20 protein-coding genes are annotated in these 20,820 nt (G+C 61.9%); 9 read left to right on the top strand and 11 right to left on the bottom strand.

Going from position 1 to position 20,820, the window contains the following annotated elements; genetic code table 11:
- Positions 1–8: 8 nt before the first annotated feature.
- From BLU85_RS29005 to yedA, 4 genes are all read right to left on the bottom strand, one after another.
- The gene (locus BLU85_RS29005) at positions 9–956 is read right to left on the bottom strand and encodes a Gfo/Idh/MocA family protein (RefSeq protein WP_092205265.1); all 948 of its coding nucleotides are present in this window, start codon (positions 954–956) and stop codon (positions 9–11) included.
- 99 nt (positions 957–1,055) lie between these two features.
- Positions 1,056–2,366, bottom strand: coding sequence for a UDP-N-acetyl-D-glucosamine 6-dehydrogenase (gene wbpA / locus BLU85_RS29000; protein WP_092205281.1), 1,311 nt, complete (start codon positions 2,364–2,366; stop codon positions 1,056–1,058).
- Between the two features lie 263 nt (positions 2,367–2,629).
- Positions 2,630–3,964: an RNA helicase RhlE1 gene (locus tag BLU85_RS28995; protein WP_092205264.1), complete on the bottom strand. Its 1,335-nt coding sequence runs from the start codon at positions 3,962–3,964 to the stop codon at positions 2,630–2,632.
- Positions 3,965–4,022: 58 nt separating this feature from the next.
- Positions 4,023–4,925: a drug/metabolite exporter YedA gene (gene yedA / locus BLU85_RS28990; protein ID WP_060740508.1), complete on the bottom strand. Its 903-nt coding sequence runs from the start codon at positions 4,923–4,925 to the stop codon at positions 4,023–4,025.
- A gap of 161 nt (positions 4,926–5,086) precedes the next feature.
- On the opposite strand from yedA, the gene BLU85_RS28985 reads away from it, so the two are divergent.
- Entirely contained in the window at positions 5,087–5,539 is a 453-nt protein-coding gene (locus BLU85_RS28985) for an Lrp/AsnC family transcriptional regulator (protein ID WP_092205263.1), read from the top strand.
- A 117-nt stretch (positions 5,540–5,656) separates the two neighbouring features.
- On the opposite strand, the gene BLU85_RS28980 is transcribed toward BLU85_RS28985, so the two are convergent.
- The 3 genes from BLU85_RS28980 to BLU85_RS28970 all read right to left on the bottom strand — a co-directional run bounded on the left by BLU85_RS28980 (position 5,657) and on the right by BLU85_RS28970 (position 7,647).
- Positions 5,657–6,268, bottom strand: coding sequence for a 3'-5' exonuclease (locus BLU85_RS28980; protein ID WP_092205262.1), 612 nt, complete (start codon positions 6,266–6,268; stop codon positions 5,657–5,659).
- Between the two features lie 21 nt (positions 6,269–6,289).
- Positions 6,290–6,769, bottom strand: coding sequence for a LabA-like NYN domain-containing protein (locus BLU85_RS28975; protein ID WP_053182045.1), 480 nt, complete (start codon positions 6,767–6,769; stop codon positions 6,290–6,292).
- A 128-nt stretch (positions 6,770–6,897) separates the two neighbouring features.
- A complete protein-coding gene (locus BLU85_RS28970) occupies positions 6,898–7,647 on the bottom strand; it encodes a DUF2076 domain-containing protein (RefSeq protein ID WP_092205261.1) in 750 nt (249 codons plus the stop codon).
- Positions 7,648–7,822: 175 nt separating this feature from the next.
- On the opposite strand from BLU85_RS28970, the gene BLU85_RS28965 reads away from it, so the two are divergent.
- The 3 genes from BLU85_RS28965 to BLU85_RS28955 all read left to right on the top strand — a co-directional run bounded on the left by BLU85_RS28965 (position 7,823) and on the right by BLU85_RS28955 (position 10,904).
- On the top strand, positions 7,823–8,485 hold the full coding sequence (locus tag BLU85_RS28965; protein WP_092205260.1) for a YciC family protein: 663 nt from the start codon (positions 7,823–7,825) through the stop codon (positions 8,483–8,485).
- A 90-nt stretch (positions 8,486–8,575) separates the two neighbouring features.
- On the top strand, positions 8,576–9,655 hold the full coding sequence (locus BLU85_RS28960) for an endonuclease/exonuclease/phosphatase family protein (protein ID WP_060740504.1): 1,080 nt from the start codon (positions 8,576–8,578) through the stop codon (positions 9,653–9,655).
- Positions 9,656–9,668: 13 nt separating this feature from the next.
- A complete protein-coding gene (locus BLU85_RS28955; RefSeq protein WP_092205259.1) occupies positions 9,669–10,904 on the top strand; it encodes a hypothetical protein in 1,236 nt (411 codons plus the stop codon).
- Between the two features lie 18 nt (positions 10,905–10,922).
- Here BLU85_RS28955 and hrpB read toward each other — a convergent pair whose 3' ends face one another.
- Positions 10,923–13,442 (bottom strand): ATP-dependent helicase HrpB, encoded by a 2,520-nt coding sequence (gene hrpB, locus BLU85_RS28950; protein WP_092205258.1) that lies wholly within the window; start codon positions 13,440–13,442, stop codon positions 10,923–10,925.
- Positions 13,443–13,540: 98 nt separating this feature from the next.
- Here hrpB and BLU85_RS28945 point away from each other — a divergent pair, with 98 nt between their 5' ends.
- The gene (locus BLU85_RS28945) at positions 13,541–13,960 is read left to right on the top strand and encodes a hypothetical protein (RefSeq protein ID WP_060740501.1); all 420 of its coding nucleotides are present in this window, start codon (positions 13,541–13,543) and stop codon (positions 13,958–13,960) included.
- Between the two features lie 28 nt (positions 13,961–13,988).
- Positions 13,989–14,882 carry a cation diffusion facilitator family transporter gene (locus BLU85_RS28940; protein ID WP_092205257.1) on the top strand — a complete coding sequence of 298 codons (894 nt, stop codon included), beginning with the start codon at positions 13,989–13,991 and terminating at the stop codon, positions 14,880–14,882.
- A gap of 178 nt (positions 14,883–15,060) precedes the next feature.
- Here BLU85_RS28940 and BLU85_RS28935 read toward each other — a convergent pair whose 3' ends face one another.
- The gene (locus BLU85_RS28935) at positions 15,061–16,074 is read right to left on the bottom strand and encodes a DUF6515 family protein (RefSeq protein WP_092205256.1); all 1,014 of its coding nucleotides are present in this window, start codon (positions 16,072–16,074) and stop codon (positions 15,061–15,063) included.
- A 219-nt stretch (positions 16,075–16,293) separates the two neighbouring features.
- Between BLU85_RS28935 and BLU85_RS28930 the strand changes: the two genes are divergently transcribed.
- The 3 genes from BLU85_RS28930 to BLU85_RS28920 all read left to right on the top strand — a co-directional run bounded on the left by BLU85_RS28930 (position 16,294) and on the right by BLU85_RS28920 (position 18,418).
- Positions 16,294–17,151 carry a hypothetical protein gene (locus BLU85_RS28930; RefSeq protein ID WP_256572909.1) on the top strand — a complete coding sequence of 286 codons (858 nt, stop codon included), beginning with the start codon at positions 16,294–16,296 and terminating at the stop codon, positions 17,149–17,151.
- A gap of 337 nt (positions 17,152–17,488) precedes the next feature.
- Entirely contained in the window at positions 17,489–17,968 is a 480-nt protein-coding gene (locus BLU85_RS28925) for an Lrp/AsnC family transcriptional regulator (RefSeq protein ID WP_003185723.1), read from the top strand.
- A gap of 240 nt (positions 17,969–18,208) precedes the next feature.
- Entirely contained in the window at positions 18,209–18,418 is a 210-nt protein-coding gene (locus tag BLU85_RS28920) for a DUF2788 domain-containing protein (protein ID WP_003185724.1), read from the top strand.
- Here the strand turns inward: BLU85_RS28920 and BLU85_RS28915 are convergent.
- On the bottom strand, positions 18,413–18,979 hold the full coding sequence (locus tag BLU85_RS28915) for a pseudouridine synthase (protein WP_170847672.1): 567 nt from the start codon (positions 18,977–18,979) through the stop codon (positions 18,413–18,415). The two genes, BLU85_RS28920 and BLU85_RS28915, sit on opposite strands and share 6 nt — an antisense overlap.
- 139 nt (positions 18,980–19,118) lie before the next feature.
- Complete coding sequence (gene amn / locus BLU85_RS28910; RefSeq protein ID WP_162491255.1) at positions 19,119–20,618, bottom strand: AMP nucleosidase; 1,500 nt, start codon at positions 20,616–20,618, stop codon at positions 19,119–19,121.
- Positions 20,619–20,820: the final 202 nt, after the last annotated feature.

Genomic DNA, 20,820 nt, shown 5'->3' with positions numbered 1-20,820 from the left:
CCTTGGGCTTACTTCAGCCCTGCCACGAACGGGTGACCTTCGCCATCTGCGGCACGAGTCGGCGTCAAGGTGCGAATGGTTTCCACCGTTTCAACACAGTGCCGAGCATCTTCGATGCCATAGCCCTTGCCATCCAGTACCGCTTGGTAGCTGACTGTGTGCAGGTCGGTGAAGCCTTCGGAGAACTCGATCTCCTCGCCATCACACGTAATGGAACGGAACGTCGGCTTCTTGCCCTTTACAGACGCCGGCAGGTCATCGGCGTCGATGGAAAGGAACCAACGCACACGGGCGTTCTCATATTCCAGGTAACCGGCAGCCTTGAAATCGTTGGCATAGTGGACAACGTTTCGCTGCAATTTGCCGAAGATGAAATGCAGCATGTCGTAAAAGTGCACGCCAATGTTGGTGGCAACGCCGAAAGACTTGCGAGGATCACCTTTCCAGCTTTCCATGTACCACCTGCCCCGGCTGGTGATATAGGTCAGGTCGACCTCATGCTTGTGGGCACGCTTTTCGACCTGGACACGATTTTTCAGGTCGATGATTGCCTGGTGATGACGCAACTGGAGAATGTTCCAGAGACGCTTGCCCGTCTCCCGCTCGGTCAAGCTCAAGTCATCCAGCATGGCGGTGGTAGGCACCAACGGCTTTTCGCAGATCACGTCACAGCCAAGGCGCAGTCCCGCAGTGATATGCGGGTGGTGCAGGTAGTTGGGGGAGCAGATCGAAACGAAATCCAGCGCGGTGGCCGGGTCACGCTTGAGTCTCCAGGCGTAGTCATAGAAGCGCTCGAACTCGGTGAAGAACTCGCTTTGTGGTGACAGGCTATCGATGATCCCGACCGAATCATTAATGTCATAGGCACAGACCAGTTCATGGCCGGTGTCCTTGATGGCGCGCATATGGCGCGGGGCGATATAGCCGGCGGCGCCGATAAGAGCAAAACGTTTCATGGAAAGACCTCAGAAAAGGGGTATTTGCCTCGAAGCGGGACCTTCAGGAAGGGCAAGCGCAAGCCCCCGCTCCTGCTGGCCCCCCCTGTAGACAGGCTGTCAGGCCTTGATGATGTGCGCCGCAGGCGTACGGTACTTGCCACGGCTGTCGACGATCAGGCGAGCCGAGCCCTTGATCAGCTCGTAATCGAACTTCTCATGGTCTGTGGCAAGAATCACCGCGTCGAACGACGCAAGGTTGTCCGCCGTGAGCGACTCACTCGACAGCGTGAAATGGTGTTCACGCATCTTGGGGAATACCGGGACATGCGGGTCGCTGTACGCGACAACGGCGCCCTTGGCTTCGAGCAACTCCATGATTTCGACCGATGGGGATTCACGCATGTCATCGACATTCTTCTTGTAGGCAATCCCCAGGATCAGCACCCGGCTGCCTTTGAGTGCCTTGCCTTCATTGTTCAAGCCGTCCATCAACTTGCCGACCACATACTCCGGCATGGCCTGGTTGACTTCGCCGGAAAGCTCGATGAAGCGCGTATGGAGGCCGTACTCGCGAGCCTTCCACGTCAGGTAGAACGGATCGATCGGGATGCAATGGCCGCCCAGCCCGGGCCCAGGGTAATACGCGGTAAAGCCGAAGGGCTTGGTAGCCGCTGCATCAACCACTTCGAAGATGTCGATGCCCATGCGGTCGGCCACGACCTTCATCTCGTTAACCAGACCGATGTTCACCGCGCGATGGATATTTTCCAGCAGCTTGGTCATCTCGGCGGCCTTGGTCGAACTGACCGTCACGACCTGATCGATGGCCTGCTCGTAAAGTGCAATGCCAACCTGCAGACAATTGGGGGTATGACCACCGATGACCTTGGGAATGGTCCGGGTTTCGAAGTCGGGATTGCCCGGGTCTTCGCGCTCAGGGGAGTAGACCAGGAAAATGTCTTCGCCGGTGACAAGACCGCCCTCCTCGACACGAGGCAAGAGCTCTTCCTCGGTAGTTCCCGGGTAGGTGGTACTTTCCAGCGAAACCACCTGGCCGGCGCGCAGATAAGGCTTGATGGCGTCGGTGGTGTTGATCACGAAGCTCATGTCCGGCTCGCGATATTTGTTCAGCGGCGTCGGTACACACAGAATGAGCGCATCACATTCGCTGACCTTGCTGAAGTCGCTCGTTGCCAGGAAGCCCGTCGCCCGCGCATTGGCGATATGGCTGCTGGCAATGTGCTCAATGTAGCTTTGGCCCGCATTGAGCTTGGCCACCTTGTCGGTATCGATATCAATACCCAAGACACGGAAACCGATAGCGTTGTAGCGAAGCATCAACGGCAACCCGACGTAACCAAGGCCTACAATCCCGATTACCGCATCCTTACTCTTCAATTTCGCAATACTTGCTTCGACCACACCCATCAACCCAACCACTCCCAACGAAATGAAGAACTCCATATGTAAGACATGTTACCAAGACGTGGCAGCTTGCTCATAGGACAAATCCCCGTCTTTGCAAAAGATGGAAAAATTCCTACACCCTGGTCACACACGAACAGCGCCGCGGCCCGCCCCTCCAGACACCGGTGAGTGGCGGTCGAATCAACGCCCCCGGCGCGACGAACGGTACGAAGGGAATGTCATTTCTTGAGTACTTGCGCGGCTGGACGCAGGTTGCTCGCCGATTACTTTTTCTTACGCGGCCCGGTATTGAACACCGGCACCTTGCGCACCGGCTTGACCGAAGGCTCCACCGGCGCCGCATCGCCGCTGTCCACCCACTTGCCCAGGTTGCGCTTGCCGCCCCCCCCGGAGGCTTTCGGTTTCTTCGGCTTTTTCGGCTTCTTGATCACCTGGCCGCTGGCATCGGTGTCCGGCACGCGGTGCTCAGGCTCGAAGTCTTGTTCCATCTGGCGAGGCAACGTCTGACGGGTCAACATCTCGATAGCTGACAGCAAATTCACTTCATCGGCGCAGACCAGGGAAATCGCCTGTCCTGTAGCGCCCGCCCGGCCGGTGCGGCCGATACGGTGGATGTAGTCCTCGGCCACGATCGGCAGGTCGAAGTTCACCACCAACGGCAAATCCTCGATGTCCAAGCCACGGGCGGCGACATCGGTGGCGACCAGGATCTGCACTTCGCTGGCCTTGAAACGGTCCAGCGCACGCTGGCGGGTGGCCTGGGGTTTGTCACCGTGGATACCGTCGGCGTTGACCCCCAGGCCCTGGAGTTTTTCCACCAGCGCATCGACGCCGTTGCGGGTCTTGGCGAATACCAGCACCTGCTTCCACTTGTGCTTGCGCATCAGGTGCACGAACAATTCCGCCTTGCGCTTCTTGTCCACCGTCACCACCCATTGCTTGACGGTGTTGGCAGCCACGTTGCGCGGGCTCACTTCAATGCTTAGCGGATCGTTGAGCATCTGCCCGGCCAGCAAACGGATCGCATCGGAAAAGGTCGCCGAGAACAGCAGGGTCTGGCGCTTCTTCGGCAGGGCCTTGTAGATATTCGCCAGCTCCTCGGAGAAGCCCAGGTCGAGCATGCGGTCGGCTTCGTCCAGCACCAACGTCTGCAGTTGATTGAACTTCAGCGCATTCTGGCGGAACAGATCGAGCAAGCGACCCGGCGTGGCGACCAGCAGGTCGACGCCCTTGCGCAACTTCATCATCTGCGGGTTGATGCTGACACCGCCGTACACCGCGTAGGTGCTCAGCGGCAGGTTTTGCGCATACTGACGCACGCTTTCATGGACCTGCTCCGCCAACTCACGGGTCGGCACCAGGATCAGCGCCCGCACCGAGTTGGCCGCGACCTTCGGCCCTTCGGTGGTCAGCAACTGCAACAGCGGCACCGCAAAACCGGCGGTCTTGCCAGTACCGGTCTGGGCCGCGGCCATCAGGTCGCGACCGGCGAGCACTGCCGGCATGGCTTGGGCCTGAACCGGAGTCGGGGTCTGGTAGCCGAGCGTCTCGAGGGCGCGCAGCAAGGGTTCGATCAGGCCAAGGGTGGCGAAAGTCATGGAAATACCGTAGGAAAAATCAGCGCAAGATGTGCAATGCGCGGCAGTTTACCCTAAATCAGGAGACGGCCGGCGCAGGCTTGGGTTTGCGCCACTGCGGCAAACCGATCAACACCACCGCACTGATGATCACCAGCATCGCCAAGGCCTCCTCGATGCCGATGGTTTCACCGGCGAATACGATGCCCAGCAGCACCGCCACGGCCGGGTTGACGTAGGCATAGCTGGTGGCCGCCGCCGGACGCACATGCTTGAGCAGGTACATGTAGGCGTTGAAAGCGATGATCGAACCGAAGAAGGTCAGGTACGCCAGCGCGAACCAGCCTTCCAGCGGCGGCATGCTGTCCAGGTGTTCACCGCTGGCCACGCTGCCGATCAACAGCACCACACCGCCCACCAGCATTTCCACGGCGCTGGCCATCGCCCCGGCCGGCAACGGCAGGTGTTTGCTGAGCACCGAGCCGAAGGCCCAGGAGGCCGCCGCGAACACCAGCAACGTCGCCCCCAACGGGCTGGATTGCAGATTGGAACCGAGGTTGAGCATGGCGATGCCGATCAACCCCAGCACAATCCCCGCCCATTCCAGACGGGTATTACGCGCGCCCCAGAAATATCCGCACAGCAAGGTAAACAAAGGCACCGTCGCCACCGCCAACGCCGCGACCCCGGACGCCACACCTGTGTGCTCGGCCACACTGACCGCACCGTTACCGAAACTGAGCAACAGCACGCCAATGATGGCCCCGGCCTTCCATTGCGCCCAGGTCGGCGCCGGCGCCCCGCGCCAGCGCAGGAAGCCGTACATCAGCGAACCGGCCAGCACAAAACGAATCCCGGCCAGCAACAGCGGCGGCCAATGCTCCACACCGATACGAATCACCAGGTAGGTCGAACCCCAGATGACGTACAAGGCAAAGAAGGCAGCGATCAATGGCAGGGGAAAACGGCGAGGGCCAGGCATGTTCAGCTCGAAGTCAGGACAATGAGAGACGCTATTCTAGAAAGGCGACAGGCGGAAATTAAGCTACAAAACCTGTTTATCCAGGCCATACACTTTTCAAAACACGGCGATCAGCGCTATAAAGCGCGCTTTCGAAAGTCGCGCCGACAGGAAGCCAAACCGTGGATAAATACGACCGCATGTTGCTCAGCGCTCTGTTGGAAAACGGTCGTGCGTCCTACGCCGAACTGGCCCGCAAAGTGAACCTGTCAGCCCCCGCCGTGGCCGAACGGGTCAGCAAACTGGAAGCCAGCGGTGTCATCACCGGTTATCAAGCCAAAGTCGACATGGCGAAGATCGGTCTGCCGGTGCAGTGCGTCATCGAACTGCGAATGAACCAGCACGGCAACCAGAAGACCTACGACGAACTGTACAAGATCCCACAACTGACCGAATGCCACCGGGTCACCGGGGACCCGTGCGTGATCATGCAAGCGGCGGTTGGCTCGATGCCCGAGCTGGAAGAGCTGATCAACCGCATTGCCAAGTTCGGTTTCAGCAAGACGTCGATCGTGCTGTCCAGCGCCATTGAAAAGCGCGTGCCGTTGGGGCAGTTGGAAGGCAATGGGAGATGACACTGATCAACTGTGGGAGCGAGCTTGCTCGCGATGGTGGAGTGTCAGTCACAGAGCGGCTGACTGATCCGACACTATCGCGAGCAAGCTCGCTCCCACAGTTGTCCGGCGGTGTGTTTAGAAACCGCGATGGCGCTTGAGATGCTCGTTGATCTTCGCCGCCGGCACTTTCTGCAAACTGCACAGCAAATCATGGGACAACTCCCGCAACCCATGTTTTTGCCGCAGTTGCGAAGCCAGGTGCGCGGTGAGGTTGGCGGCCATTTCGGCGTCGGCCATGGCCCGGTGGGCCTGGCCGGTGTGGGGCAAGCCGGCGAACGCGTTGAGCGTGCCGAGCTTGTGGTTCGGCGCCGCCGGCATCAGGCGCCGGGCCAGCAACAGTGAGCAGGCAAAATTCTGCAAGCGGGTGCGTTTGATACGTCCCAGCTCGAAATCCCAGAACTTCTGGTCGAACGCGGCGTTGTGGGCCAACAGTGGCGTGATGCCGACGAACTCGTTGACCTCGTTCATGACCCTCTCCGCCGAGGGTGCGCTGCGCAGCATGGCGTTGCTGATGCCGGTCAGTTGCTCGATAAACGCAGGGACGCGCACACCGGCATTCATCAGGCTCTGGTAGCGGTCGACGATCCGGCCTTGTTCGAGCATCACCACCGCGATCTCAGTGGCCCGGCAACTGCTGCTCGGAGTGATCCCGGTGGTTTCAAAGTCGATGACTGCGATGCGTTCCAAACCTTTTGAACTCCGTGAAAATCAATTCTTGAGCAGCAACGCGCCTTCGATGGGCACATAGCGACTGGCGGCGCGGATCAGCGAGTTGGCGGTCAACCCCGGCACGCCATAAGCCACGGCTTGCACACCGTGCTTCTGGATGATGCGTTCGAGCAACATGTCGAAATCGCCATCGCCGGAGGCCAGTACCACTTCATCGACATGGTCGGCGGCGTCCATGATGTCCAGCGTGATGCCCACGTCCCAGTCGCCCTTGGCCGAGCCGTCGCTGCGCTGGATGTAGGGCTTGAGCTTCACGACGAAACCCAGGTTGCGCAGGATCTGCTGGAATTGTTGCTGCTTGCTGTCACCGCGATCGATCGCATAGGCGTAGGCCTCGACGATCTGCCCCTGTTTGCTGACATCGGCCCACAGCGCGGCGTAGTTGAAATGGCAACCGTAAGCCTGGCGCACGGTGTAATAGAGGTTCTGGACATCGGCGAACACTGCAATTTTTTTCACCGCGTTTCCTCTTGGATGCACACGTACGCAGCCCACCAGGGCCGAAAAGTCGCCCAGTATGCCAGCCCGAAGGATTGTTCCGCGAATAATCGGCGCGAGGCGCCAGGGCGCCCCGGACGAATGGCAGGTCAGACGAAGGAGTCGTCGTCGCCGAAGAAAGATGAATCGTCACTGTAGTCCGCGTCGCTGAACCCGCCCTGGTCGCTGCCGTAGGCGTCGTTGTCGGCCACGCGCGGGTCATCGCCCCAGCCGTTGCCTGCGGTGTCGTTGACCGGTTGCGCCGGTTCTTCCTTGATGACCTCGACGATCTCCTGCGGTTGCTGACTGCTGTGGAACAGGCTGCTGATGCCTTGGGCCAGCATCACGCCGCCCGCCACGCCCGCGGCGGTTTTCAGGGCGCCGCCGAGGAAGCTGCCCGCTGCCGGGGCCTGTTGCTGCGGTGCGCCATAATTGCCGGGCGGCGCGCCGAAGCCCTGTTGGGCAGGGGCATTGAAGGACGGTTGCGCCGGTTCGCGCCAACCGCCACCGCTGGCGGCCGGCGCGCTCGCCGGGCGCGAATCCCGCGGGCTGCCGCCGAAAATACTCGAGAGGAAACCACCGCCACCGCTGGGTGCCGGCGCTTGCTTGCGCGCTTGTTGCAGTTCAGCCTGCAATTGCTCGACCTGCTGGGCGAGTTGCCTGTTCTGCTCATCGAGGCGCTTGATCGCGGCCTCCTGCACCAGGATCGCCTGGGCCATGAAATAGCCCGCCGCTGGCTGGCTCGCCAGGTGTTCCTTGATCCGCGCCTCGGCCTGGGCGTCGCGCGGGGCTGAATCCTTTTCGGCCTGTTGCAGCCGTGAAAACAGTCCATCGATCAGGGTTTGTTCTTCGCTGTTCATGGCGACCTCATTCGATTGCCGGGTAGAAACCATTCCGATCCCGAAGACCGGTGCCCATCAGTAATGGGGTTCGCCGGAAAGCTTTCAATGGTCTTTACCTGATGTTTACGTTTGCTTGTGCGGGCGCCTGATCGGTTAAAGTGTCGGACCGCTTTTTCAACTGCGATACCGACTCATGAATCCGTTTGACGTGCTGCGCGACTCTTTGTATTTCTTCAAGCGCCATCTGGGCCGGATCGCCCAGTTGTGCCTGCCGCTGGTCATACTCGAGGCATTGCTGCAGCAAGGCGTGGACAGCGCCCTCGACCCCGACGGCTTTCCCGGCTACAGCGTGATCGTCGGGCTGCTGGTGTACCCCTTGTACACCGCCGCGCTGATCCTGTTTCTCGACGCCCGCAGCCGCGGTGAAGCACCACGCACCCGGGACCTGCTCGCAACGGCCCTCACGCTGTGGCCACGCTTTGCCTTGCTGACGGCCCTCAACACGTTGTTGATCCTGGTGGGACTGTCGTTGTACTTCCTGCCGGGCCTGTGGCTGATGGTGACCCTGGCCTTCGGCGAATACCTGTTGGTGCTCAGGGGCCTGCCTCCCCTGGCGGCGATGAAGGAAAGCCTGAACCTGTCCCGCGGCAACTTCTGGCGGATCCTGCTGTGCATTCTCGCGGTGATGGGCCCGCTGTGGCTGCTCAAGGGCGCCAGCGTCTCGGTGTATCCGTCGCCACAGAACCCCGCGGTCAGCTTGCTGATCGAAAGCGTCCACAGCTTCCTGCAACTGTTCACCACCGTGGTGCTGTTTCGCCTGTTCATGCTGATCGAAGCCAAGCCCGAGCGCCGCTGATCGCACTCGGCGATAGCCCTGGGCTTGGGCTTGAGAACCGCTCTCGGTTATGCTCGGGAGCACTTTTGCGTTTCGCCCATAAGCCGAGCCATGACCCGTCTACTGCGCCACACCTTGCTGGGCCTGCTGTTGATCCTCAGCCTGGCCGCCCTGTCGATCTACGGCCTGACCTGGCGGCCAGAGCCCCGGGAAAGCGTGCCGGTCAGTTGCACCGCCAATGCGGCAGCGCTGGCACCCGGCCAAGCCTTGAAGGTGATGACCTGGAACGTCCAGTTCCTCGCCGGCAAGCGCTACGTGTTCTGGCACGACCTGGCCCAGGGCGACGATGAAAGCCCGACCCTGGAAGACATGGCCTTCAGTCTCGACGAAGTGGCCCGGGTCATCCGCGACGAGCAACCGGACATCGTGTTGCTCCAGGAACTGGACAAGGGCGCCAAGGCCAGCGATTACCAGGACCAGCTCAAGCTGTTGCAGGAACGCCTCGCCGACCTCTATCCGTGCGGCACCAGCGCCTTCGACTGGAAAGCCGACTTCATCCCCGACCCGCACATCTTCGGCAGCGTCGGCCGGCAACTGGCGACCCTGAGCCGCTACCGCATCGACCATGCCGAACGGGTGCAACTGCCGGTGGCCGACACCAACGTCATCAGCCGTCAGTTCCAGCCGAAAAATGCCTTGTTGGTGAGCTATCTGTCGCTGAGCGACGGCAGCCAGCTGGCGGTGCTCAACACGCACCTGGAACGGGCCACTGAACCGGACGAAACCCTGCCCAGACAAATCACCGCCGTGACCCAGGCACTGGACAAATTCGAATCCGCAGGCACGCCCTGGCTGATCGGCGGCGACTTCAACCTGCTGCCCCTGGGCCAGTACCGACGCCTGCCGTCCGAGCAACGCACGCCCTATTCCGCCGACAGCCCGCTGCACCTGCTGTGGGACAAATACCCGATGATTCCCACCAACAACGAAGCCAGCGGCATCGACCGCGAGCACTGGCTGACCCATTACCCGAACGACCCCGGCCTCAACGGCCCGGATCGCACCGTCGACTACCTGTTCTACAGCCCGCGAATCAAACGGGTCGAAGCCCAGGTGCGCCAGGATGACACCTTGCGCATCTCCGACCATTTACCGGTGATTGCGCGTTTTTTGTTGCCAGCCATGCCTTGAAAGGAATCTCACCATGACGGTAATCGCCCTGATCAACCCCGAGAATGACCCACACTTGATCGCCGACTGCTTGATCAGCGCGGACGGTCCAGACAAGCGCCAGTCGATGTCCGTGTGGGTTCCTTCGCTGGGGCTGATACCCACTGATTGGCATGACGCTGACGGGCCGTTTCATATCGCGCGCATGGGTCGAAAAACCTACATCCTGCCGAACAACAGCGGCATGCTCGCCTTTGCAGGGGATTGCCGATCGGCTTATGAGTTCTGGGTGGCGCTTGCGAAGTCGATTGATATCAAGCTCTGCTATCAACCCGACGCCATGATCGATGCCAACACGATCGACCAGGTTCTGATGGGCATTGGCCGGACTGCGGGTGCATTCCACATGCTGGGCGTTCTGCTGGATGGAAAAGGTGGCAAGTGCGCCTATACCCACCGTCCCGAAGCCACGATGACCACCCAGAACTTTGGTACCTGCTACCTCGCCGGTTCCGGGACAAACTATCTAGAGAGCCAGATCGAAACGGAAGACGAACGCTTCGCCCCCCTGGATGAATGGCCTTGGACGCATATCTCGCCAACTGAAGAATTGGCCGAGTCCTTGTGTTCAAACATGCTGTATTACGAATCCGACATCAACAACGGGCGCAAACCCAACACCCCCATTCATGACCGGTTCGGCGGATTTTATGAATGGTATGGCATTAAATCTATCGGGATAAAACCCACGCCCCCCAGGATCGACTTGAACATCCTGGTCAAGGACGATGCCCTGTATCTGACCCGGCTGCATTTCTCCGAAAGCACCCACCCAGCGGTAGATGACCCGGACTTCAAAGGGTCGCAAATCATCTTGAAGGTCTTGACGTTCTGCCTGAGAACACAAGCATTTGACCCCCAACGACTTTTCGACAACCTGGCGTTCACCTTCGAACAGGTAGACGGGGTACTCATCGAGCGGTTCTTCAACCACTACGAGAGAGACGCAAGTTCACCACTGTCGGACCCGAGGATTTCAGGCATTGTCCCAGCGGACGTCTTGCAAAAGGACTTTGGAGAAGGCTTGCCGGTCAAGCGAGTTCGCCTGACCGTCTCGGTCAATGGCTATGCCGTGGTCAAGGGCGTGACCGAAAGCGACGAATCCCTCGCGCCGGCCAGAATCCAGTATGCCAACGGCCAGGTATCCGTGGCCTTTTCCGAAAAAATAGGCCTTTTGATTGCAGATATCGTCGCGAGGCATCTGCAGTAGCCATTGTGATACGGGGTGCTAGGCCTTACGCGGCTTGACCCGCGCGGTCGCCTCCGCCACCAGCGGATCGTCCGGCCAGTAATGCTTGGGATAGCGCCCTTTCAAATCCTTCTTCACCTCGGCGTAGGTGCTGCGCCAGAAGTTCGCCAGGTCCTGGGTCACCTGTACCGGCCGGCGTGCCGGTGACAGCAGGTGCAGCTTGACCACCTGACGGCCGCCGGCGATGCGCGGGGTGTCGGCCAGGCCGAAGAGCTCCTGCAGGCGCACCGCCAGGATCGGTGGATGTTCGCTGTAGTCCAGGCGGATCGACGAGCCCGAGGGCACACTCAAATGGTGGGGGGCCTGTTCGTCCAGGCGTTGCGGCAACGGCCAGGGCAACAGGTTGTGGACGATGCTCGACAGGTCCAGGTTGGCGAAATGGCTGAGACGCGAGACTCGCCCCAGATACGGCATCAACCAGTGTTCGAGGGTGTTCAGCAGCGCTGCGTCGCTGACGTCTGGCCATTCGCTCTCGCCCTTGGCCTCCAGGTCAAGGCCACGCAACAACGCCACCCGCGCCTGCCATTGCCGCAGCTCCGGAGTCCAGGGCAGCAATTCCAGGCCCTTGCGCCGCACCAGGTTCACCAGGGCCTGGCTACGGGCTGACTCATCCAGGCCGGTCAACGGTTCGCGGCTGAGCACCAGTTCGCCGACCTTGCGCTGGCGCTCGGCCCGCAGCACGCCTTCGCGTTCATCCCAATCCAGTTGATCCACCACACGGACCTGTTCGGCCAGCACCGAATCGAACAGCGCCGGGTCGAAATCCGTCGCCAGGTAGATCCGCTCTTCCCGCTGGCCCTGGCGGCTGCCCAGGTCGGCGATTACCAGCCACGCCTGTTTCATCAGGCTGTCGGCCTCGGCAAACAGCGCCGCCCGGCCGTTGGCCAGGCGATATTCCGCACCGCCGGGCCGGCGCTGTTGGGCGACGCGGTCGGGGTAGGCCAACGCCAGCAACGCGCCGAGCCAGCGCGGATGGTCGGGATCGGCCACGGCCTCTTCGGCCTTGCTCCGCAGATAGCCGCGATATTGCCGGGCCAATTGCCGCGCCCGCTGCACCCCGCCCTGAGCGCCGCGCGCCGGCCGTTCTTCGCCGGACAGCAAGGCCAGGCGACTGTGCAGGTCGGCGCCGGCACCGCGCAGAATGTCGCGCTCGCCCAGCAGCGCAGCGACGTTGCAGGCCATGTCCGCCAGCCCCAGCGCCTGGCCGCGCAACAGCAGATGCGCGATACGCGGATGGGCCGGCAGTTCGGCCATGGCCTGGCCGTGGCGGGTCAGTTGCTCGCCCTCCAGCGCGCCCAGGCGTTGTAGCAGGTCCTGGGCCTGGGCATACGCGGCGGCGGGCGGGACGTCGAGCCAGACCAATTGCTGCGGCGTCACACCCCAGCGCCCCAGTTGCAGGGCCAACCCGGCCAGGTCCGCCGACAGAATCTCCGCGCTACCGTAAGCGGCCAATTGTTCATGCTGGTCTTCGGACCACAACCGGTAGCACACCCCCGGTTCCAGGCGCCCGGCGCGACCGGCCCGCTGGGTGGCGCTGGCCCGGGAAATGCGCTGGGTGTCGAGCCGGGTCATGCCGCTGCCCGGGTCGAAACGCGGCACCCGGGCCAGTCCGGCGTCGATCACTACCCGTACGCCATTGATGGTCAGGCTGGTTTCGGCAATGTTGGTGGCCAGCACCACCTTGCGCTGGCCGGGTGGCGCGGGGTCGATGGCAGCGCGTTGAGCGGCGAGGTCCAGTTCGCCGTGCAGCGGGCAGAGCAAGACGTTGCCGTCTTCGCCCAAGGCCTCGGCCAGTTGCTGATGGACCCGGCGGATCTCCGCCTGCCCGGGCAAGAACACCAGGACACTGCCGGCTTCATCGTGCAGCGCTTCGAGCACGGTCTGCACCAGCCGTGGCTCGATGAACTCGCCGGGCTGGAACGGCCGCCCCCAGCGTACCGTCACCGGGAACATGCGGCCTTCGCTGCGCAGGATCGGCGCGTTGTCCAACAGCCCGGCCAGGCGTTCGCCTTCCAGGGTCGCGGACATCAGCAGGATCTTCAGCGGCTGCTCTTCGCGAAACAACTCCCGACCGTTGAGGCTCAAGGCCAAGGCCAGGTCGGCATCGAGGCTGCGTTCGTGGAACTCATCGAAAATCAGCAGCCCCACCCCTTCCAGCGCCGGATCGTCCTGCAAGCGGCGGGTGAGGACGCCTTCGGTGACCACTTCAATGCGGGTCCTGGGCCCGACCTTGCTGTCGAGACGAATCCGGTAGCCGACGGTTTCACCGACCTTTTCCCCCAGTTCGCTGGCCAGCCGCTCGGCCGCCGCCCGTGCCGCCAGGCGCCGGGGTTCGAGCATCAGGAGGGTCTGTCCGGCCAGCCAGGGCTCGTTCAGCAAGGCCAGGGGAACACGGGTGGTTTTACCGGCACCGGGCGGTGCTTCGAGCACGGCTTCGTGGCGTGATGCCAAGGCTTGACGCAGAGCGGGTAAAACTTCATCGATCGGCAAAGAAATCATGCTGGCTCCAAAACAGAGGGCCGAGTATAACGGCGAACTGTTTAGCGTGGTCTGGACTCCAACCAGCAACGCCTCTACTACCTGTTCAGGAGATTGCTATGCGTATTCCCTTTCGCGTGATCGGTGGCGTGCTGGTCGCCTCCCTGCTGACTCAAATCAGCGCCTGTGGCTCGATCTTCTACCCGGACCGTCGCGGCCAGATCGACGGCAAGATCGACCCGGCCATCGCCGCCCTCGATGCCGTCGGCCTGCTGTTCTACATCATCCCCGGCCTGATCGCCTTCGCGGTGGACTTTGCCACCGGCGCCATCTATTTCGAACCGGGCCGCAGCGTCCAGATCGAGCCAGAGAAACTCAAGCCGGCCATCAACCCAGACGGCACGGTCAATAACCAAAAACTGCAGGCGATCCTGGAGCGCGAACTGGGCCGCAGCTTCCCGCTGGACGATCCTCGACTGATCCAGCACAAAGGCAGCGCGCAGCAACTGGCCACCCTCGGCCTCAAACCGGCCGCATGACCGGCGCCACTGAAGGAACGACCGCGCCATGACCACCAGCACCGAACACGCTCGCCTGCTGCGCCTGGCCACCCGCGCCTCGGTGGCCGTGGCCCTCACACTGGTGATCGCCAAGGCCCTGGCCTGGTGGCTCAGCGGTTCGGTGAGCATGCTCGCCGGCCTGACCGACTCGGCCCTGGACGGCGTCACCTCGCTGCTCAACCTGCTGGCGGTGCATTACGCCCTGCGCCCCGCCGACGATGACCATCGCTACGGTCATGGCAAGGCCGAATCCCTGGCCGGCATGGCCCAGGCACTGTTCATCGGTGGCAGTGCCACATTGATTGCCTTGCAGGCCTTCGAACGCCTGAAGAACCCGGTGCCGGTGGAGGCGCCCTGGCTCAGCGTCGGTGTGATTGTGTTTTCCCTGGGGCTGACCCTGGCGCTGCTGGCGTTGCAGCATCGGGTCATCCGCGCCACCGGCTCCAACGCCGTGCGCGCCGATTCGCTGCACTATCGCTCCGACCTGCTGCTCAACGGCAGCATCCTGGTCGCGCTGGTACTGGCCGGGTTCGGTTGGTATCAACTCGACGCCTGGTTCGGCCTGGGGATCGCTGCGTACATCCTGTGGAGCGCCATCCAGATCGCCCGGGAAAGCTTCGCGGTGCTGATGGATGAAGAACTGCCGCCGGACGTCAGCCAACGCATGCTGGAGCTGGCCTGCGCGGTGCCCGGCGTGCTGGGCGCCCATGACCTGCGTACGCGGGTCTCGGGCAACCACTGGTTCGTGCAACTGCACCTGGAGTTGCCGGGGGACCTGACCCTGTCAGTGGCCCACGGCATCAGCGACCAGGCCGCCGATGCCATCCACCGCGCTTATCCGAAGGCCGAAGTGCTGGTGCATGCCGATCCGTCGGACGTGGTGAAGCGCGCCAGCGCGTGATGCCGAACACAGAACGTGGCGAGGGGATTTATCCCCGTTGGGCTGCGAAGCAGCCCTGAAACCTCACCACTCGGTTTGCCAGATCGAGTCGGTTGCTTTTGGGACTGCTGCGCAGTCCAGCGGGGATAAATCCCCTCGCCACAGAAAAAAGGTGTCCGACTGATTCGGTTGTGGCGACTCAGTACGTCACCTGATACCCACGACTGCTCAAGCAACTGCCCTGGGCCTGGCGATAGGTCTGCACCACTTCCGGTGCCGGCGGGTAGGTGTAGTTGCGCGGATCGAAGCCGCTCTGCTGCACCGCCCAGCGATAGCAGTCGTAGCCATCCTGATTGACCTGCTCGGGCGACTGGCCGTTGGCCGGATAGGCCACCACATCGAAACTGTTGCCTTGGGGTTGCGGCTGCGGGTTGGCGACCGGCGCATCGACCACAACATAATCCTGGGTATTGGCTTCGTAGATGTAATAGGCGCCGGCCGCGAGGAAGAACAGCGAACTGCCGATCCACACTTCCCGGGCGTAATCGGGCAGGTAACGGGTGCGGATGCCCCGCGGTGGCGCCACCACGACGTAACGCGGTCCTTGCGGGCGATACCAGTAGCCGCCGGAATAGAAATAGTCCTGGCCGCGATAAGGCACGCGGTAGTTGCGATCCGGGAAACGGTCGATCACATAACCCGGACGGTATTGCGGCCCAGGGCCCCAACCGTTGCCATGCCCATCCGGCCGACCGGGCCAATGCTGGCCGGGACGACCGTCATGGTCTGGTCGCGGACCTGGACCTGCATTCGGATAGCCATCGTTGCGCCGAGGGATATCGCGGTAATACCCCGGTTGCGGGTCGCGGGTCTGGGTCACGCTGTCGGGCCGGCCCTGGATGGGCAAGTTGTTGCCGGGCGACGGCTGCGGCGGACGACCGTGAGCGTTAGGGTCCTGCGGTGGACGATCGTAGCGTTGTCCGCCCGGGTTCTGCGGCGTGACCTCGAACTGACGACTGTTGTCGCCCCGAATGATTTCGTTGCTCTGCGGCCGCGGCTGGCCCGAGTAACCCTGGCCGTTGCCGCCGCGCCCGTCCTGGCCGCGACCGCCGTCCGGGCCGCCACGGTTTTGCTGATCGTCGGCCACTCCTTGCGCACTGACACTTGCCCACAACAGACCAACACCTGCCAAACGCCAGATGCGCGACTTCATGAAATTCCTCACAACGGTTCAGGGCCTGATGATAAGACTGGGAAAGCCCAGGCCGGTTCTGCGACAGATTATCAGCCACGGGGTTTATTTCGCAGGCATTTGCCGCTCTGCCCCCAAGATTTAAGATACCCACCGACTTCGTCGGCGACAGGGACTGTTCTATTCGCCGAAAACACCAACCGGCGTGCGCCACAGCGAGTTATTCAAGGGAGTGAAGGTATGTCGGTTTCATCCGGACGAGAACGAGCATCGGTCATACAGGCCTTCGCGTTGGAGATCAGGTTTGTTGCTTTAGCGCTGCTACTCACTGCCTTGTGGGGTTGCGGGCATGCGCCGTTGGTACACGAGGACGACAAACGGCTGAGCCGGTTGTTGTGTGAAGTGGGGGAACAACGGGTGACCCTGAGCCCACGTTTCTCCTACGACTTGCCAGGACCCTTGCGGCGCACGCCGTGCGGCACGATCAAAAGCGGTTTCAACTATGACAAGGTCCGCGACATTCAGTCGGCGAGTGCTGCCGGCGGCTTTCGCTCCGATGACCTCGTCGTGCTGGCCTCATCGCGCTGGATAACCGTCGAAAGCCTGCTGGATGGCAAGAACGAAGGAACGCTCTATTCTCCCGAGCAGTTCCTGCAATACAAACTCGCCCTGATGGACCTCACCCCAAGCAAGGCACGTCCCGAAGGAATCGATTGGGTCACCCGGCAAGGCATGCAATGCCTGCGTTTCTACGACATATGGCACAGCCCAACGGGGGAATGGGAAGAGGACGTCACCTACTGGTGCTGGGAAAACCAGAGCGGCCTGAAACAACCATTCTCGGTCAGTGCCGGCCAACGCTTACCCGAAGGCACCAAGGGCTACGACCTGGATCAAGCCTTTATCCTGCCCTTCTTCCAGAGCCTGAAAATCAATCGCCTGTCCGATACGGCCCTGGCCGAGGCCGACGCAAAAATCAAAGCGGCCTGCGCCCACGTCAAGTCCCGCTATGACCAGCAGCTGAACTGGGGCGATGACTACCCAGACAAACGCCTGACCCGCCAACGCCTGCGCTCCTGCGGTTACGACGCGCCCTAGCCAAAGCAGAGTCTGCGCCCAATAAAAAGGGGAGACCCGTCGGCCTCCCCTTGAGAATTTCGTCCGTGCTCGACGCTTATGACGTCGGCTCACCTCACGCCGTCTTCTGGACGGTGTGCAGCTCGGGGGTCTGCCAGTACCGGTGGGTACTGCGACCGCAGCCGGCCTGATTGGGCGGGCCGCACTGGACTGTTTGTCCGAGCAGTGATCTTGGTGGTAAGCATAAGCCTGGGGTGCCGACAGATGATTGCGAAGATTGCGGAAATAAACATCACTTGCGCAATTTTTAACCCCGGATAGATAATCCTCCGCAATTATCAAGATAAAGGCCCGACCGATGAGCAAACTCGACCGTTACGACCTGAGCATTCTTGCGGAATTGCAGCGCGATGCGCGCATCTCCAACCAGGAACTGGCCGAACGCATCGGCCTGTCGCCCTCCCCCTGCTCGCGGCGGGTCAAGCAGTTGGAGGATGACGGCTACATCACCCGCCAGGTCGCCCTGCTCGACCGCAAGCTACTGGGCCTGAGCCTGACGGCTTATGTGCTGATCGGCATGGACCGCCACACACCCGAGCGTTTCGAGAACTTCGAGGCCGCCATCCGCAACCTGCCGCAGGTGCTGGAATGCAGCCTGGTCACTGGCATGGACGCGGACTATCAGCTCAAGGTCGTGGTGCCGGACATGGACCATTATCAGAAACTGCTGTTGGGGCACCTGACCCGGATCGATGGCGTCACCAGCGTGCGCTCCAGCTTTGTGCTCAACCAGGTGCTCAACAGCACCGAGTTGCCGTTGACTCACCTGCGCAGCTGAATATCGCCATGAACCCTGTGGAAGCAAAGCTTGCTCGCGATGGCGGTGGATCAGCCAAATCATTGTCAGCCGTAATGCCGCCATCGCGAGCAAGCTCGGCTCCCACAGGGTCCGGGGCAGTCACGCCACCGAGAAGGCGATGAATAGCTGCGACACACCGCCGCAGGCCAATCCCCCGCCCGCCGCCCATGCCTTATACTCGCCGCGCCTTTTCAATCCCGCCCACGCCGGAGTGTCCTGATGGATCCTGCTGTTTTCGAAGAGTGGATGATGACCGGCCTGGTCAGCATCCTGATCATTTTCATGGGCTTCATCGTCTGGGACCTGGCGAAGAAATCCAAGGCCGGGCGTTTTGGCTCGTTCATCCTGTTTTTCGTGCTGGGGCTTGGCGTGGCAGCATTCGTGATCAAGAGCGTGGTGATCGGCCTGATCGAGTCTGGGGCGTTATAAGCGCGCCGGCACTTCCTTCCACTGGCCCTGATCGAGCCCTTCGATCGTCCAGTCGCCGATCCTGACCCGCACCAGGCGCAGTGTCGGCAAGCCTACCGCAGCGGTCATGCGCCGTACCTGGCGGTTGCGCCCTTCGCGAATCACCAGTTCCAACCAACTCGTGGGCACACTTTTACGAAAGCGCACCGGCGGGTTGCGCGGCCACAAGTGCGGTTCGTCCAATGGGCGCGCCTCGGCCGGCAACGTCATGCCGTCGTTCAGTTCCACACCCTCGCGCAAACGCTGCAACTGTTCGGCACTCGGCTCTCCCTCTACTTGCACCCAATAGGTCTTGGCCAGCTTGTGCTTGGGGTCGGCGATACGCGCCTGCAATTGCCCATCGTTGGTCAGCAACAGCAAACCTTCGCTGTCGCGATCCAGCCGCCCGGCCGGGTAGATGCCCGGTACGTCGATAAAATCCTTGAGCGTCGCCCGCCCCTCGCCGTCGCTGAATTGCGTCAGTACGTCGAAGGGTTTGTTGAACAGGATCAGCTTGGGCTCGGTCGGGGGAGCCTTGGCCACACGACGCGGCGCAACGGCGGGAAGCTTCGCGCCAGGGCGGCGGGAAGCAGGGCGTGGAGGACGGGGCATGGCGAATACAACATCTAACGGTCGGGGCCAACCATGCTAGTGGCCCGACCGTTAAATGACCACCCTCCGATCAGCGGAACGGCGGCTCGTCGAAACTGCGCAGTTTGCGCGAATGCAACGAGTTGAGTTCGGTGCGCAACAGGTCCAGCGCCTCGATGCCGATCTTCAGGTGCTGGTTGACCGCTCGCTCATAGAACGCGTTGGCCGAGCCCGGCAGCTTGATCTCGCTGTGCAGCGGTTTGTCCGAGACACACAGCAACGTGCCATAGGGCACCCGCAGACGATAACCCTGGGCGGCGATGGTGCCGCTTTCCATGTCCACCGCCACGGCGCGAGACAGGTTGATCAGCGGACGCTCCTGGGCCCAGCGCAGTTCCCAGTTGCGATCGTCGTACGTGAGCACGGTGCCGGTGCGCAGGCGCTTTTTCAGCTCATCGCCCTTCTCGCCGGTGATGTTCGCCGCCGCCTGCTGAAGCGCCATCTGCACTTCGGCCAGGGCTGGAATCGGAATGTTCGGCGGCACTACCCGGTCGAGAATGCCATCGCGACGCATGTAGGCGTGGGCCAACACGTAGTCACCGATGGTCTGGGACTGCCGCAGCCCGCCGCAGTGGCCGATCATCAGCCAGCAATGCGGGCGCAGCACGGCCAGGTGGTCGGTGATGTTCTTGGCGTTGGACGGGCCGACACCGATGTTCACCAGCGTCACGCCATGGCCGTCGTTGGTCTGCAGGTGATAAGCCGGCATCTGGTAACGGTGCCAGACCACGCCGGCAGCGATGGCCGACGCTTCGCCATGGTCCATGTTCTTGTCGATGATCACGTTGCCCGGCAGGACCATGCGCACAAAGCGCGGGTCGCTGCGCAACTGCTCCAGGCCATGGACGATGAACTGGTCGACATAGCGGTGGTAGTTGGTCAGCAGGATCCACGGCTGCACATGGCGCCAGTCGCTGCCGGTGTAGTGCACCAGCCGGCGCAGGGAAAAGTCCACCCGCGCGGCATCGAACAGCGCCAGGGGCAGCGGGTCGGTGTTTTCCCAGTCGTAGAGGCCGTCGGCGATGCCATCGGTGGCGGCCGACAGGTCGGTGCTGGGGAATACCCGCGCCAGTACGGCGGCGGTCACGCCGGAACCGGCCAGTTCGTCGCCCTGCTCCACCACGTACGGGTACGGGATGTTCTGCTCGCTGACGCCCACCTCCACGGTGACGGTAAAGTCGTGCATCAGCGGGACCAGTTGTTCCAGCAGGTATTTACGGAACGCGGCGGGATGGGTGACGGTGACGCTGTAGGTGCCCGGCAACTGGACCTTGGCATAGGCCCGCGTGGTTTGCGGGACTTCACCGTGGCAGTGATAGGTCAGGCGCAAGGCGGGGTAGCGAAACAATGCACGCTGTTCGGCATCCGGCTCGATGCGGTCCTTGAGATAACGCATCAGCGCCTGGTTCAGCGCGGTGGTCGCACGCTCGTGCAGGGCCGCCAGACGATCCACGGCTTGTTCGGCGGTTTGAACGACAATAAACGCTTCGGTCACGATCAGCTTCCTGTGTTCTGACTTGCAGGCCTTCATCTTGCCTGCATCGCCGCCCGACGGGAACAGTGGCGTATTGGCGCGCTCGATCATTCACCCACAATTGATCTTCAGTGGCCCCAGAACTTTCATTTCACCGCAGCCCTTGTGGGAGCGAGCTTGCTCGCGATAGCGGTGCGTCAGTCACCATAGAGGCTGGATGTACCGACGCCATCGCGAGCAAGCTCGCTCCCACCAGGTT

The organism is Pseudomonas sp. NFACC14, assembly GCF_900106885.1.
Classification (GTDB): Bacteria; Pseudomonadota; Gammaproteobacteria; order Pseudomonadales; family Pseudomonadaceae; genus Aquipseudomonas; species Aquipseudomonas fluorescens_AA.
Note: the sequence above shows the minus strand (reverse complement) of the source record. Positions and strands in the feature narration are given on the sequence as shown.